This is a genomic window from Pseudoxanthobacter soli DSM 19599, from assembly GCF_900148505.1.
In the GTDB taxonomy this organism is placed as follows: Bacteria; Pseudomonadota; Alphaproteobacteria; order Rhizobiales; family Segnochrobactraceae; genus Pseudoxanthobacter; species Pseudoxanthobacter soli.
The window spans coordinates 144,468-158,571 of the sequence record NZ_FRXO01000004.1 but is presented as its reverse complement, the minus strand read 5'-3'; the positions used below and the strand labels follow the sequence as shown (position 1 = coordinate 158,571).

The following is a 14,104-nucleotide window of genomic DNA, read 5'->3' as shown; positions in this document are numbered from 1 at the left end:
GGCGCGGCCGGAAAACGCCCCCGACGCGGGGCGTGGACCGGTGGCTCATGGACGACCGGGGCACGACTTAAGGTCCTAGGGCCGGCATCGCCGCAAGGTCTGCCGGCCCTGTTTCTGTATCGGTCACCCGGTCCGGCCCGCGCCACGCGGGCGCTCCGGGCTCATCCGGCTCCCCCTTAACCGGAAGGTTCGGTCAGCCGGAGGCGATTTGAGGTCAAGCGATGAATGCCATCCTGGAAATGCGAGGGATCACCAAGACCTTTCCAGGGGTCAAGGCGCTGAACGACGTTAACCTTGTCGTCCGCGCCGGTGAGATCCATGCCCTCGTCGGAGAGAACGGCGCCGGCAAGTCGACGCTGATGAAGGTGCTGAGCGGCGTTTACCCGCACGGCACCTATGAAGGCGATATCGTCTACCAGGGCGAGACGCGGCAGTTCCGCGACATTGCCGACAGCGAAGAGCTGGGCATCATCATCATCCATCAGGAACTGGCGCTGGTTCCGCTGCTCTCGATTGCCGAGAACATCTTTCTCGGCAACGAGCCCGCGCGTTTCGGGGTGATCGATCGCTCCTCGGTGTTCCGGCGCACGCAGGAACTGCTGAAGACCGTCGGGCTCGACGAATCTCCCGACACGCTCATCACCAATATCGGCGTCGGCAAGCAGCAGCTCGTGGAAATCGCCAAGGCGCTTTCGAAGAAGGTGAAGCTGCTGATCCTCGACGAGCCGACGGCGAGCCTCAACGAAAGCGACAGTGCGGCGTTGCTCACGCTGCTCGAAGGCTTCCGCGAGCAGGGCATCACCTCGATCCTGATCTCCCACAAGCTCAACGAGATTTCGCGGGTGGCGGATTCGATCACGGTGCTGCGCGACGGTGCCACCATCGAGACGCTCGACTGTCATGCCACGGCGATCAGCGAAGACCGCATCATCAAGGGGATGGTCGGGCGCGAGATGGCCGACCGCTACCCGAAGCGCGTGCCGAAGATCGGAGAGCCGATCTTCGAGGTGAAGAACTGGTCGGTGTACCACCCGATCCATTCCGAGCGGCAGATCATCAAGAACGTCGACTTCCACGTGCGACGTGGCGAGGTCGTCGGCATCGCCGGCCTGATGGGCTCCGGACGCACCGAGTTCGCCATGAGCGTGTTCGGCCGCTCCTATGGGCAGAAGATTTCGGGCGACGTCACCCTCAACGGCCGCAAGATCGACGTCAGCACCATCGGCAAGGCGGTCCAGAACGGCCTCGCCTACGCCACGGAAGACCGCAAGCACTATGGCCTCGTGCTCGGCGAGGACATCCGCAAGAACGTCACGCTCGCCAACCTGCCGGGTGTTTCGCGCGGGCCCGTCATCGACGACATGCGCGAGCTGACGGTCGCGAGTTCGTTCCGCCAGAAGCTGCGCATCCGCTGCTCCAGCGTCTACCAGCAGACGGTCAATCTCTCGGGCGGCAACCAGCAGAAGGTCGTGCTCAGCAAGTGGCTGTTCGCCGGACCCGAAGTGTTGATCCTGGACGAGCCGACCCGGGGCATCGACGTCGGGGCGAAGTACGAAATTTATGGCATCATCAACGAGCTCGCCGACGAAGGTAAGGGCGTGATCGTCATCTCGTCGGAAATGCCCGAGCTGCTCGGCATCACCGACCGTATCTACGTCATGAACGAGGGAGCTTTCGTCGGCGAATTCCCGACGGCGGAAGCGTCGCAGGAGATCATCATGCGCTCGATCATGAAGGCTGGGGATAAGCTGCAATGACAACAACCGATTCCACGGCCGGCAAGACGGCGCCCTCCAAGACCACTCCTCCGGGCAAGTCCGGCGCCGGCTTTCTGAAGTCGAACCTGCGCGAATACGGAATGCTGCTGTCGCTGTTCGCGATCATGGTCTTCTTCGAGATCGTGACCAACGGCACCCTGCTGCGCCCGCTCAACCTCACCAATCTGGTGCTGCAGAACAGCTACATCGTCATCATGGCGCTGGGCATGCTTTTGGTGATCGTCGCCGGCCACATCGACCTTTCGGTCGGTTCGGTCGCCGGCTTCATCGGCGCGCTCGCGGCGGTGATGATGGTGCAATGGGGCGTTCCGGCGCTGCCGACGACCATCGTCTGCCTCGTGGCCGGCGGCGTGATCGGTGCGGCACAGGGCTATTGGGTCGCGTTCTTCCGCATCCCGTCGTTCATCGTCACCCTCGCGGGCATGCTTGTGTTCAAGGGCTTGACGCTTGCCCTGCTCGCCGGTCAGTCGGTCGGTCCGTTCCCCCAGGCGTTCCAGCGGCTTTCGTCGGGCTTCATTCCCGACTTCAGCAGCGAGCCCGGCCTGCGCATCACGTCGATGATCCTGGGCGTGGCGGTGGCCGCGATCCTGATCTGGGTGAATTACGGCAACCGCCAGAAGCAGGTTCACCACGGCGTCGAGACCGAGCCGTTCGGCTTCTTCCTCCTGAAGAACGGCATCGGCGCCGCGGTCATCCTGTACTTCACGTACCTGCTCTCCACCTACAAGGGCCTGCCGAACGTCCTCATCATCATGTTCGCGCTGATCGCCATCTACGCGTTCGTGACAAATCGCACGATCATCGGCCGGCGCATCTATGCTCTCGGCGGCAACGAGAAGGCCGCGAAGCTCTCCGGTGTGAAGACCGACCGGCTGACCTTCTTCACCTTCGTCAACATGGGCATGCTGGCCGCGCTCGCCGGTCTCATCTTCGCGGCCCGCCTGAACACCGCGACCCCGAAGGCCGGCGTCGGCTTCGAGCTCGACGTGATTGCGGCCTGCTTCATCGGCGGTGCCTCGGCCTATGGCGGCGTCGGCACGGTGGTTGGCGCCGTGATCGGCGCGTTCATCATGGGCGTGATGAACAACGGCATGTCGATCCTCGGCATCGGCATCGACTACCAGCAGGTCATCAAGGGCCTGGTGCTGCTCGCCGCCGTGTTCATCGACGTCTACAACAAGAACAAGTGACGGCCCGGTGCCGGCGGAGGGCCCCTTCCCGGTACCGTTCCTCCGCGATCGAAAAACAAAGCGCGCCCGACCGGTCGGGCGCGCTTTTTTCGTCTCCGGATGGAAGTCCCGCCAGATCAGTGCCCGGCGGGACCGTGACGCGGCCGCAGCCGGTCGCGTCAGTTCTTCTCCTGCACGTGCGCCTCGAGGAACCAGAGGTCCTTGTCGAGCGAACGGGAGGCGGCGGTAAAGATGTCAGCCGTGTTCGGATCGCCGGCCTCGTCGGCCTCGTCGATCGCCTTGCGAACCGCGTTGGCGACGATGCCGTAGCGCTCGATCAGGGCAGCGAGGTGATCGTGCACGGAGTAGATGTCCGTGGGATACGGCGGCAGGCTGGTGCCGGACGCAACGGTCTGGAGGCTGCCGAACGCGGTGCCGCCGAGCTGGGCGACACGCTCGGCGATCGTGTCAGAATGGCCGTCGAGATCGCCACGGAAACCGTCGAGCATCTCGTGAACGGCGATGAACTGCGGGCCCTTCAGGTTCCAGTGCGCCTGCTTCGTGGCGAGCGCCAGATCGATGGTCGAGGCCAGCGTCCTGTTGAGAAGGTCGATAACAACCGTTTTGGTGTTGGACGGAAGATCGTTCCGTGTCGAGTGGACGGTCATCGGACGGTACCTTTTCCTGGTTGAATCACATCGGCCCTGAACGGACCGTGGAGGTATGCGTTGCCCTCTCGGGCGAGACTAGCACGGCGAAAATAACATGCGGATTGCGGCACCGGTTCCGCCGGCCCTTCCCTGCGTTGGAATAGTGGGCAGCGCTTATGCGCAATTCAAGCCGATACGAGCCGGCAGGACACCGCCGGGCCGATTTCTTCGGGCGATTGTGAAACGCCCGTAAATGCCCCCGTCTCGCCCGAAATATGGCAGGGCGGCCTCATTTGCAGTGCCCCGGCGCGAAAGGCCGGGCTATCCTCTCCCGGCCGTGGGCGACGATCACCCAACAAGGAGAGAACCGAATGATGAAGAACATATCCTCGATGGTGGCGGCCGGCAGCTGCGCCGTTCTCATGCTGGCGGGTTGCGTGCAGAGCCCGTCGGAGATCGCGCTGAACCAGACCAAGAGCCCCTATGTGGAGACCCAGCGCGACGAGGCTTCCTGCGGCAAGACCCAGAACATCTGGACCGCACGCTATGTCGTGAAGGGCACCCGCGACTATTCCGGCAAGGCTGTCGAGGCCTGCTTCAAGACCCGTCAGGCGTGCCACACCTGGCTGTCCGCGGCGAACGACTATCAGGGCGACGGCGAGATCATCGCCGACCAGTGCACGAAGAAGTCCTGAGCGGCTGGAGCATATCCCGCTCGGCCGATCAGAGCGGAAAGCATAAGCTCAGCCCTCTGAACCTGAAGCGATTTCCTGTCGATCCGATGCTGCGATCAGATTGGAAGGCGCTATGAGGCAGACCGGGCGGCCCGAATCGAACGGGCCGCCCGGCCGGAATCGGACGCCGGCGGCAGGCTCAGGGTTCCAGCGTCACCTTGATGGACGACTTGCCGGAGGCGACGAGGTCGATGCCGGCCTGGAAGTCTTTGAGCGGCAGCCGGTGGGTGACGATTTCGTCGATCGGCAGCAAGCCCTGCTCCAGCATCCGGATCGCGACCGGGTAGGTGTCGGGGCTGAGATGCGCGCCGTGGATGTTGAGTTCCTTGGTGTCGCCGATGATCGTCCAGTCGACCGTCACCGGCTCGCGCATCACCGAGAACTCGACGAAGGTGCCGAGCTTGCGAATCATCGCAAGCCCGTCGACCACCGCCTGGGGATGTCCGCTCGCCTCGATGTAGACATCGCAGCCGTAGCCGCCCGTGAGCCGCAGCACCTCCGCCACGACGTCGACCTGGGTGGGATTGAGGCCGATGTCCGCGCCACAGCGCTTGGCCATCTCAAGCCGCTGGTCGTTGAGATCGATGGCGATCAGCAGCGCAGGCTGCTTCATGCGCGCCGCGGCGAACATGCCGAGGCCGAGCGGGCCCGCGCCGGCGATCACGACGACGTCCTGGAACTCGATGTTGCCGCGCTGCACGGCATGGACCGAACACGCCAGCGGCTCGATGAAGACGGCATGATGGGCGGGCATCGAGCGGGGAACCTTGTGGTTCAGCGCGCCGACCGGGAAGCACATGAATTCCGCCATCGCACCCGGGGTGGACTGCCGGAATCCGTAGATGTCGTGGCGCTGGCACATCCAGTACTTGCCGGTCCGGCAGAACCGGCAGTCCCAGCAGGGCACGATCTGCTCGGAAACGGCGAGGTCGCCGATCTCCAGTCCGTACTTTTCCCCCGCCCCCTCGCCGAGGGCCACCACCTCGCCCACGAACTCGTGTCCGGGCGTGATCGGCGGCTGGCAATAGCCCTTCCGAGTCGAATCACCCCAGAAAAGCGGTGCGCCGAGATAGCACTTGAGATCGCTGGCGCATATTCCGGCGGATTTCACCTTTACCAAAACTTCTCCGGGACCGGCCTTCGGCACCGGAATTTCTTCGAGGCGATAGTCTTTCGGACCGAAGCAAACGACAGAGGCCATCGTCTTCGGCAGTTCGATCGCGTTTTTCAGCATGGTTTCCTCCCGCTTGTGGTTGTTTGCGCCGCCGGCACGGCGGGTCCGGTGCGGACGTTCTGCGGAAAGGCTATCAATGCCGGCGCGGGCCGCTATCGTGATCGTGCGGGCTCATCCATACTTTCTCGGCTTCGTGTGCCAAAATAATACAAGTCGCGCCGGAAACGGGGATAGCCACCACCGCAAGCCGCACATACGATTTGCGGCAGCGGCGGGATTGAGGAACGATCCTCAGAGCCGGGTGAACGGGTGCGGGAGCGGACCCGCTCCGCGGCGGTGCCAGGGGCATGGCGCCGTCGCCAAAGGCTCAGCAAAGGCTGGCCGCGTCTTGTTCGAGATGGGAGGGAGAGAGGCGCGTTTCACGCGCCGGGACCAATCGTCGCCGGAGAGAGCCGACAGGTCGACGTCGGAAATCCGCCGAACTGAATCGAAGTGATCGCCCGTGTTCTCGGCAAGGGGAGTGAGCGCTGGCCGCTCGGTCGAAACGGGGCGAAGTGGCTGAAGGAGCTGCCGAAGAGCGGCCCTTAACAATGAGAGTGGGAGGTCGACATGGGTGTGGATCGCAGACTTGCGCCCGATCACGAGGTGATCGTCTACCGTCCGTCGGAGTCATTTCGCTGGAACGTGCACGATTATCCGCATCATCTCGCAAAATGGCATCATCATCCGGAATATGAACTGCACCTGATCCAGGCTTCGAGCGGGACGATGATGGTCGGCGACCATGTCGAGCCGTTCACAGAGGGGTGCCTCGTGCTGACGGGGCCTCACGTTCCGCACAACTGGATGAGCGACGTTCCGGCCGGGGTCGTGGTGCCGAATCGCGACATGCTGGTGCAGTTCACGCCGCAGTTCGCAGACCGGCTCTGCGCGTCCTTCGTGGAGTTCGAGGAAGTCCGCACGCTGTTCGATGAGGCCGCGTTCGGGCTCGTGTTTTCCGGCCGCACGGCGCGCGAGGGCGCCGAACTTCTGCGCCAGATCGGCCCGGCCATCGGCGCGACGCGCCTCGTTCTCTTCCTCGACCTGCTCGCCTTGCTGGCGGCGCGCCCGTCCGAACGCCGCAGCTTGTCGCGCCGGCTGCCGACGCCGGCGCGTTCGCAGGTGGAGGAGCGCATCGAGATCGCACTGGAATATATCCGCGAGAACTACGTCGCCGACATTCGTCTTTCCACGGTCGCCGAGCTGTGCGGGATGGAGCCGACAGCATTCTCCCGGTGGTTCAAGAAGCAGACCGGCCATACTTTTGCGAAGTTCGTCAATCGAACCCGTGTGTATTCAGCCTGCACACGGCTGATGGAGACGGATCAGCCTATCACCGACATCTGTTTCGAGGTCGGCTTCAACAACATCGCGAACTTCAACCGTCAGTTCTCGAAGTTCTGCGACCAGACCCCGTCCGCCTATCGCCGGCGCACGCGCATGGTCGCTACGCCCGTTCCCTTCGCAGGGGTCTTTCACGCGCCGATGTAATGGCGTGTGCCTGCGGAAGGCCCTCCGTTGCCTTGCGGAGCAAAAAAGTATCGGACACCAAAAAAGTAGGCGTGGCTGCCAACAATAACAATCAGTAGCGTGTTCGAGGCTGATCGTATCGGGCAGCAGATAGTCTATTCGAATTTAAGTTCGGAATTTTCGATAAGTTTCAAAGTCCGGGAGGGGCAATTTCCTGGACGACTACGTATCCCGCTCGGCATGAAACATGGTCGAGCCGGGCATCGGTTGCCACGACGAGTGTCGATGGCGGCAACGAGAAAGAACAGCCGGGCACCGTGGCCGCTTCCACCGCGGCGCGGATGAACCCGGAGGGCATAGACCGCATCCGAGAATGCGCGTCATGGGGAGGAGAGCACGATGAAACATATGAGAAACTGGGTCGCCGCCGCGTTCACCGCAACGCTGCTGTCGAGCACGGCCCCGGCGTTCGCGGACTTCTGGTCCGACGCCGCGAAGGATCTTCAGGGCGTCACCATCCGCGGCATTTCCGAAAGCACGCCGCCGTCCAACTATGTGAAGGACGTGCTGGCGCCGGCCTTCAGCAAGGCCACGGGCATCAAGGTCGAGTTCGAGGGCACGTCCTGGGACCAGATGTACGACAAGGCGATCAAGGACATGGAGGCCAACACCGGCATCTATGACTTCGTCTATATCGAGCAGGACATCATCTACAGCTATCTCTCCCGCAAGTTCCTGGTGGATCTGACGGAGTTCCTCGACAAGAACCCGTCGCTGAAGGCTCCGTCGTTCGACATCTCGCACTTCACCAGCTTCATCGACAACTTCAAGGGCGACAACGGCGACCTGTTCGGCGTGCCGATGGAAGCCTTCATCAAGGTCTATCTGTATCGCAAGGATCTGTTCAGCGATCCGAAGGTGCAGGCCGACTTCAAGGCCAAGTACGGCCGCGACCTGGCGCCCGCGAAGGATCACGCCGAATACACCCAGATCGCCGAGTTCTTCACCGACTACGGCAAGTCGAACGACCTGCAGCTCTGGGGCACAACCGTCCAGGCGGCGTCGGGCCATCCGGCCTCGGTCTACGAGTTCGTCGAGAGCATCCTGCCGACCTACGGCATCTACAACTGGGGCATCGATCCGAAGACCTACGTCGCCTCGGTTGACAAGGGCGGCAAGATGAACAGCGACACCGCCAAGAAGGCGCTGGCTTGGTGGATCGGCAACCTGGCCTACGCCCCGCCGGAATCGACCTCCAGCACGTGGGACGAAGTCGCCGCCACGTTCGCCGCGGGCCGCGCGGCCCAGGGTCTCGTCTACGGCGAGAACGCCGCCTGGATCGCGACCAACCCCGAGAAGTCCACCGTCGTCGGCAAGGTCGGCGTTGCGCTGCCCCCGGTCGAGCCGGGCGTGATGGAAGAAGCCGAGTCCGGCGCCGGCTATATCGGCTACTATGACGGCGGCGCCTTCGGCATCCCGCATTCCTCCAAGAACAAGGAAGCGGCCGTCCTGTTCCTGGAATATATCGGCCAGGATGAAGTGCAGGCGGACTGGGCACTCGCCGGCAGCCGCATCACCCACACCGCGACCTACGACGATCCGAAGATCATCGAGCAGGACAAGAAGGTCGACGGCTACTACACGCTGATGCGCGACAAGGGCAAGCTGTTCCGCGGCGCCCCGCCCTACCCGTTCCACAACCAGGCCCGCGAGGCGATGGCGCCCTTCATCTATCAGGCCATCACCGGCGAACTGCAGGCGGGCGAGGCCCTGGACAAGGCGGCCGCCGCTGTCGACGCCGAGCTGAAGAACCTCGGCTACCAGAAGTAACCGGACGTCCCGGTTCGTCCGTTACCGCGGCAAGAGCGCCGCGGTAACGCTTCTGCACCATTGCCGCGAGGCGGCGGCGGAACCCGGACAGAGCCCGAGGTTCCGCCATCGCTTTACCGGGCAGGCGGTCATCAGGCCCCCTTCCCTCAAGACCGCGCGCCCCGGATAGACGCCTGAGCTTACGCACGCCGGATCCTCTCGATCCGCCACGGTGAGGCTTATGCGGCTGCCGCGCCCGATGCCCGACCCGGTTCGACGGAGCTAGTTTCATGCGCTCATCATCGGTCGGCTGGCTGTTTCTGGCCCCGACTTTCCTCATACTCTTCGTCTTCGGCGTCGTGCCGTTCCTCTACGTGCTGGTCATCGGCTTCACGCAGTGGAACTCGTTCGCAGCCGACCCGTCGATCCATTTCATCTGGGGGGAGAACTTCCGCCGGCTGGTGTTCGACGAGCAGTTCCTGCGCTCGCTCTGGCTGACCCTGAAGTTCGCGATCTTCGCGGTCCTCGGCGAGGTCGTGCTCGGCTACTTCCTCGCGCAGCTCTTCATGCGCGACTTCCCGGGCAAGGGCTTCTTCCGCACCCTGCACACCTTACCGCTGGTGGTGGCCCCGATCGCGGTCGGCGCGACGTGGCGCCTGCTGACGGTGCCCGGCCTCGGCCCGCTCGCCTACTATTTCGACCGCTGGTTCGGCTACGACTTCAACATCAGCCGCTACCCGACCCAGGCGTTCACCATCACGGTGATCATGGATATCTGGCACTGGACGCCGCTGGTGACGCTCACGCTGCTGGCCGCCCTCGCCGCCATGCCGAAGGAGCCGTTCGAGCAGGCCCAGATCGATGGCGCCAACCGCTTCCAGGTGTTCTGGCATGTCACGCTGCCGCTGCTGAAGCCGGCGATCCTCGCCACCGTGTTCATCCGCCTCATGGACGCGCTGCGCACCGTCGACGAGATCTGGATGCTCACCGGCGGCGGTCCCGGCTCCGCGACTCGCTATATCGGCCTCTATATCTGGCGCGTCGTCTTTCCCAAGACCGATTACGGTTACGGTTCTGCGATGTCGCTGATCACGCTCTATCTCACCATCGTCATGTGCTGGCTGCTCTACGCCGCTCTCGTTGCCCGGCGCGATCTCAGGAGGCCCGAATAATGCACCGCAAGCGCCCCCTGCTCTCCATCGCGTTCTGGACGATCTCCAGCCTGATCACGCTCATTCCGATCTACTGGATGTTCGCCGTTTCGGCCAAGAGCCGCGTCGAGCTGTTCGGCGCGCCCAGCCTGATCATCAAGGGCTTCTTCAGCGAGAACTACATCACCGTCCTGACGAACCCGAATTTCCAGCGCTACATGCTGAATTCGATCATCGTCGCGACGTGCAATGCCGTTCTCGTCACCACCCTCGCAGTCCTCGCGACCTATGCGCTGTCGCGGTACAAGCTCGCCGGCAAGGAGAACATCTTCTTCTGGACGATCACCAACCGCATGGCGCCGCCCGCGGTGTTCCTGCTGCCGCTGTTCCTGCTCTACACCCAGGTGTTCGTGATCGGCGACTTCCGGATGTTCGACACCCGGATCGGGCTCATCCTGCTCTATTGCGTGTTCAACCTGCCGTTCGCCATCTGGACGCTGCGCAACATCATCGATGGCATCCCTAAGGAACTCGACGAGGCTGCCTACATGGACGGCGCGTCGACGTGGCAGGTGCTGACGCGCGTGGTGATCCCGCTCGCCAAGCCCGGCATCGCCGTCACCGGCATCCTCACCTGGGTGTTCGCGTGGAACGAATACCTGTTCGCCGCCACCCTCACCTCGGTCCACGCGCGCACGATCACGACCGGCCTCGCCGAGTTCGTGACCGTCACCGGCACCAACTGGGGCCAGATGGCGGCGACCGCGATGCTCACGCTGGTGCCGGCCCTGCTCGTGCTCGGGCTTGTGCAGCGCCACATCGTGGCCGGTCTCACCTTCGGCGCCGTAAAGGAGTGACCGCCATGACCGAGCACATGCCCGATCCCGTGGACGCCCCGGTTGCGAAGCCGCAGCGCCAGGGCTTCCTGCCGATCCACACCAATGCCTTCGACCGCGTCTTCATCGCCGTCATCGTGTTCGTAGCGATCAACCTGTTGTGGATGCGGTTCCTCGAGGCCAACATCCCGCTGACCGTCGGCACCGTTCTCTCTGTTATCCTCGGCGTCTTCATCGTCGCGCGGGGCTAGGATTTCGTCTCATGGAAGCATTGGTCCTCGAAGAAAAAGGCCGGCTGTCGCTGCGTGATTTCCCGATCGAGGAGACGCTCGGCCCGCGCGACGTGCGCATCGCGCCGAAGGTCGTCGGCGTCTGCGGCAGCGACGTGCATTACTACACCCACGGCGCCATCGGTCCGTTCGTGGTGCGCGCGCCGATGATCCTCGGCCACGAGGCGGCCGGTGTCGTCACGGAAGTCGGCGCGGAGGTCAGCGAGTTCAAGGTCGGCGACCGCGTCTGCATGGAACCGGGCATCCCGGATCCGGCCAGCCGCGCCACCCGCCTCGGGCTCTACAATCTCGATCCCGCCGTGCAGTTCTGGGCAACGCCGCCGGTCCACGGCGTGCTGCGGCCGTCGGTCGTCCACCCGGCCGACTTCACCTTCAAGCTGCCGGACAATGTCTCGTTCGCCGCCGCCGCCATGGTGGAGCCGCTCGCCGTCGGCGTGCACGCGGTCACCAAGGCGCGGGTGAAGCCGGGCGATGTCGCCGTCGTCATCGGCGCCGGTCCCATCGGCCTCGTCACCGTGCTCGCGGCGCTCGCCGCCGGGTGCGCCCGGGTAATCGTCTCCGATGTCGACGACGTGAAGCTCGGCATCGCCGAGAAGCTCGGCGCCGTCACGCCCGTCAATGTCCGCTCCCGCTCGCTTGCCGAGGCGGTGATGGCGGAGACGGAGAACTGGGGCGCCGACATCGTGCTCGAATGCTCCGGCAACGAGCGCGCGGCGGCGGATGTGTTCGCGCCGCTCTGCCCCGGCGGTGTCGTCGTCTATGTCGGCATTCCGCTGGAGCCGATCCGCTATGACGTGGCGGCGGGGCAGATCAAGGAAGCGCGCGTCGAGCACGTGTTCCGCTATGCCCACGTCTTCCCGCGCTGCGTCGCCATGCTGGCGAGCGGATCGATCGACGTGACGCCGCTCATCACCCGCACCTTCCCGTTCTCCAGCAGCATCGAGGCGTTCGAGTTCGCCGCTTCGTCGCCGAGCGGGCAGGTGAAGGTCCAAATCGAGATGCCGGACTGAGGAACGCCATGGCCCCCGTTACCATCAAGGACGTCAAGAAGCGCTACGGCACCGTCGACGTCATCCACGGCGTCTCCGTCGATATCGAAGACGGCGAGTTCGTGATCCTGGTCGGCCCCTCCGGCTGCGGCAAGTCCACGCTCCTGCGCATGATCGCGGGGCTGGAGGAGATATCGTCGGGCACCGTCAGCATCGGCGGCAAGGTCGTGAACGACAAGCCGCCGAAGGACCGGGACATCGCCATGGTGTTCCAGAACTACGCGCTTTACCCGCACATGACCGTCGCCGACAATATGAGCTTCTCGCTGCGCCTCAAGGGCACGCCGAAGCCGGAAATTGAGACGAAGGTCAAGCGCGCCGCCTCCATCCTGGCGCTCGACAAGCTGCTGGACCGCTATCCGCGCCAGCTCTCCGGCGGCCAGCGCCAGCGCGTCGCCATGGGTCGCGCCATCGTGCGCGATCCGCAGGTCTTCCTGTTCGACGAGCCCCTCTCGAACCTCGACGCCAAGCTGCGCGTGCAGATGCGCGTCGAGATCAAGGAACTGCACCAGCGGCTCAAGACCACCACGATCTACGTCACCCACGACCAGATCGAGGCCATGACCATGGCCGACAAGATCGTCGTGATGCACGACGGCATCGTGGAGCAGATCGGCGCCCCGCTCGAACTCTACGACCGCCCGGCGAACCTGTTCGTCGCCGGCTTCATCGGCTCGCCCGCGATGAACTTCATCGAGGGGCGGCTGGCGCTCGACGGCGGCGCACCGGCGTTCGTGGCAGGCGACGGGCTGCGTCTGCCGCTGCCGAAGGTGCCCGCCGGCGGCAAGGATGGACAGGCCGTGGTCTACGGAATCCGCCCCGAGCATCTCGTGCTCGATCCCGGCGGCATCCAGGCGACCGTCTCGGTGCTGGAGCCGACTGGATCGGAGACCCAGGTCTTCATGAAGCTCGGCGCCGCCGACATTGTCGGCGTGTTCCGGGACCGCATCAGCGTCGCGCCGGGCAGCGCGCTCGGCGTGCTGCCGGACACGGCCCAGGCGCACATCTTCGACAAGGCAACGGGCCAGCGGCTCTGAAAGCCGGGGCCGGGCGGGCGTCGCCGTCGACGCTTTCCCGTCACCCTGGACACGCGTCCGCCGTCCGGATCGACGCATCCGGCCGGTCAGATGCGGTCTCGCCGCTGAACAAGACCCGAATGGAGGAAACGGCGTTGTACTGGGACAAATTGAGGCTCGACGGCCGTATCGCGGTCGTCACCGGCGGCGGCCAGGGTATCGGCCTCGCCTGCGCGGAGGCACTGGCGGAGACCGGCGCGAAGGTCGTCATCGCCGACATCAACCCCGCGACGGCGGAAAAGGGGCTTGCCGCTCTGGCGGCCAAGGGGCACGCGGCCGACAGCGTCACGCTCGATGTCACGAACTCGAAGGCCGTGACCGCGGCCGCCGACGAGATCGCCGCCCGTCACGGGCGCATCGACATTCTCGTCGCCAATGCCGGCATCGGCGGCGCCGGAGCGGGCGCTGAAGACACGACCGACGAGGATTGGCTGCGCGTCAACAACGTCAACTATAATGGCGTGTTCTGGTGCAACCGAGCCTTCGGTCGCCACATGCTCGCGGCCGGCCGCGGCGCCATCGTCAATATCGGGTCGATCTCCGGCTTCATCATCAACCGGCCGCAGATGCAATCGCACTACAATGCCTCCAAGGCGGCCGTTCATCACCTGACGCGTTCGCTTGCCGCCGAATGGGCCGGCCGCGGCGTGCGGGTCAACGCGGTCGCGCCGACCTATATCGAGACGCCGCTCACCATCTATGCCAAGGAAACGCCGGGCATGGTGGACGTCTGGCTGCGCGACACCCCCATGGGACGCCTCGGCCAGCCGGACGAGATTGCGTCCGTCGTGCAATTCCTCGTCTCCGACGCGGCGAGCCTGATGACGGGCTCGGTCGTCGTCGCGGACGGCGGCTTTACGTGCTGGTGAGGAAACGAAC

13 protein-coding genes are annotated in these 14,104 nt (G+C 64.4%); 11 read left to right on the top strand and 2 right to left on the bottom strand.

What is annotated here, in order from left to right; genetic code table 11:
* Nucleotides 1–221 precede the first annotated feature (221 nt).
* Both mmsA and mmsB read left to right on the top strand, forming a co-directional pair.
* On the top strand, nt 222–1,757 hold the full coding sequence (mmsA, locus tag BUF17_RS11005; protein WP_073628606.1) for a multiple monosaccharide ABC transporter ATP-binding protein: 1,536 nt from the start codon (nt 222–224) through the stop codon (nt 1,755–1,757).
* A 101-nt stretch (nt 1,758–1,858) separates the two neighbouring features.
* Entirely contained in the window at nt 1,859–2,968 is a 1,110-nt protein-coding gene (mmsB, locus tag BUF17_RS11000; RefSeq protein WP_244530866.1) for a multiple monosaccharide ABC transporter permease, read from the top strand.
* 158 nt (nt 2,969–3,126) lie between these two features.
* Here mmsB and dps read toward each other — a convergent pair whose 3' ends face one another.
* Nucleotides 3,127–3,615, bottom strand: a complete 489-nt coding sequence (dps, locus tag BUF17_RS10995) for a DNA starvation/stationary phase protection protein Dps (protein ID WP_073628604.1) — start codon at nt 3,613–3,615, stop codon at nt 3,127–3,129.
* A 353-nt stretch (nt 3,616–3,968) separates the two neighbouring features.
* On the opposite strand from dps, the gene BUF17_RS10990 reads away from it, so the two are divergent.
* Entirely contained in the window at nt 3,969–4,292 is a 324-nt protein-coding gene (locus tag BUF17_RS10990; RefSeq protein ID WP_073628602.1) for a hypothetical protein, read from the top strand.
* 178 nt (nt 4,293–4,470) lie between these two features.
* Here BUF17_RS10990 and BUF17_RS10985 read toward each other — a convergent pair whose 3' ends face one another.
* Nucleotides 4,471–5,565: an alcohol dehydrogenase catalytic domain-containing protein gene (locus tag BUF17_RS10985; RefSeq protein ID WP_073628600.1), complete on the bottom strand. Its 1,095-nt coding sequence runs from the start codon at nt 5,563–5,565 to the stop codon at nt 4,471–4,473.
* 549 nt (nt 5,566–6,114) lie between these two features.
* Here BUF17_RS10985 and BUF17_RS10980 point away from each other — a divergent pair.
* The 8 genes from BUF17_RS10980 to BUF17_RS10945 all read left to right on the top strand — a co-directional run bounded on the left by BUF17_RS10980 (nt 6,115) and on the right by BUF17_RS10945 (nt 14,094).
* Nucleotides 6,115–7,035 carry an AraC family transcriptional regulator gene (locus BUF17_RS10980; RefSeq protein ID WP_073628598.1) on the top strand — a complete coding sequence of 307 codons (921 nt, stop codon included), beginning with the start codon at nt 6,115–6,117 and terminating at the stop codon, nt 7,033–7,035.
* Between the two features lie 378 nt (nt 7,036–7,413).
* A complete protein-coding gene (locus tag BUF17_RS10975; RefSeq protein WP_073628596.1) occupies nt 7,414–8,844 on the top strand; it encodes an ABC transporter substrate-binding protein in 1,431 nt (476 codons plus the stop codon).
* 269 nt (nt 8,845–9,113) lie between these two features.
* Nucleotides 9,114–9,995: a carbohydrate ABC transporter permease gene (locus BUF17_RS10970; RefSeq protein WP_073628594.1), complete on the top strand. Its 882-nt coding sequence runs from the start codon at nt 9,114–9,116 to the stop codon at nt 9,993–9,995.
* Nucleotides 9,995–10,831 carry a carbohydrate ABC transporter permease gene (locus BUF17_RS10965; protein ID WP_073628592.1) on the top strand — a complete coding sequence of 279 codons (837 nt, stop codon included), beginning with the start codon at nt 9,995–9,997 and terminating at the stop codon, nt 10,829–10,831. Before BUF17_RS10970 ends, BUF17_RS10965 begins: the two co-directional genes overlap by 1 nt.
* Before the next feature lie 5 nt (nt 10,832–10,836).
* Nucleotides 10,837–11,061 carry a DUF2160 family membrane protein gene (locus BUF17_RS10960; RefSeq protein WP_073628590.1) on the top strand — a complete coding sequence of 75 codons (225 nt, stop codon included), beginning with the start codon at nt 10,837–10,839 and terminating at the stop codon, nt 11,059–11,061.
* Nucleotides 11,062–11,072: 11 nt separating this feature from the next.
* Nucleotides 11,073–12,110 (top strand): NAD(P)-dependent alcohol dehydrogenase, encoded by a 1,038-nt coding sequence (locus tag BUF17_RS10955; RefSeq protein ID WP_073628588.1) that lies wholly within the window; start codon nt 11,073–11,075, stop codon nt 12,108–12,110.
* Nucleotides 12,111–12,118: 8 nt separating this feature from the next.
* Entirely contained in the window at nt 12,119–13,186 is a 1,068-nt protein-coding gene (locus BUF17_RS10950) for an ABC transporter ATP-binding protein (RefSeq protein ID WP_073628586.1), read from the top strand.
* 134 nt (nt 13,187–13,320) lie between these two features.
* Complete coding sequence (locus BUF17_RS10945) at nt 13,321–14,094, top strand: SDR family NAD(P)-dependent oxidoreductase (RefSeq protein WP_073629224.1); 774 nt, start codon at nt 13,321–13,323, stop codon at nt 14,092–14,094.
* The last annotated feature ends 10 nt before the right edge of the window (nt 14,095–14,104 follow it).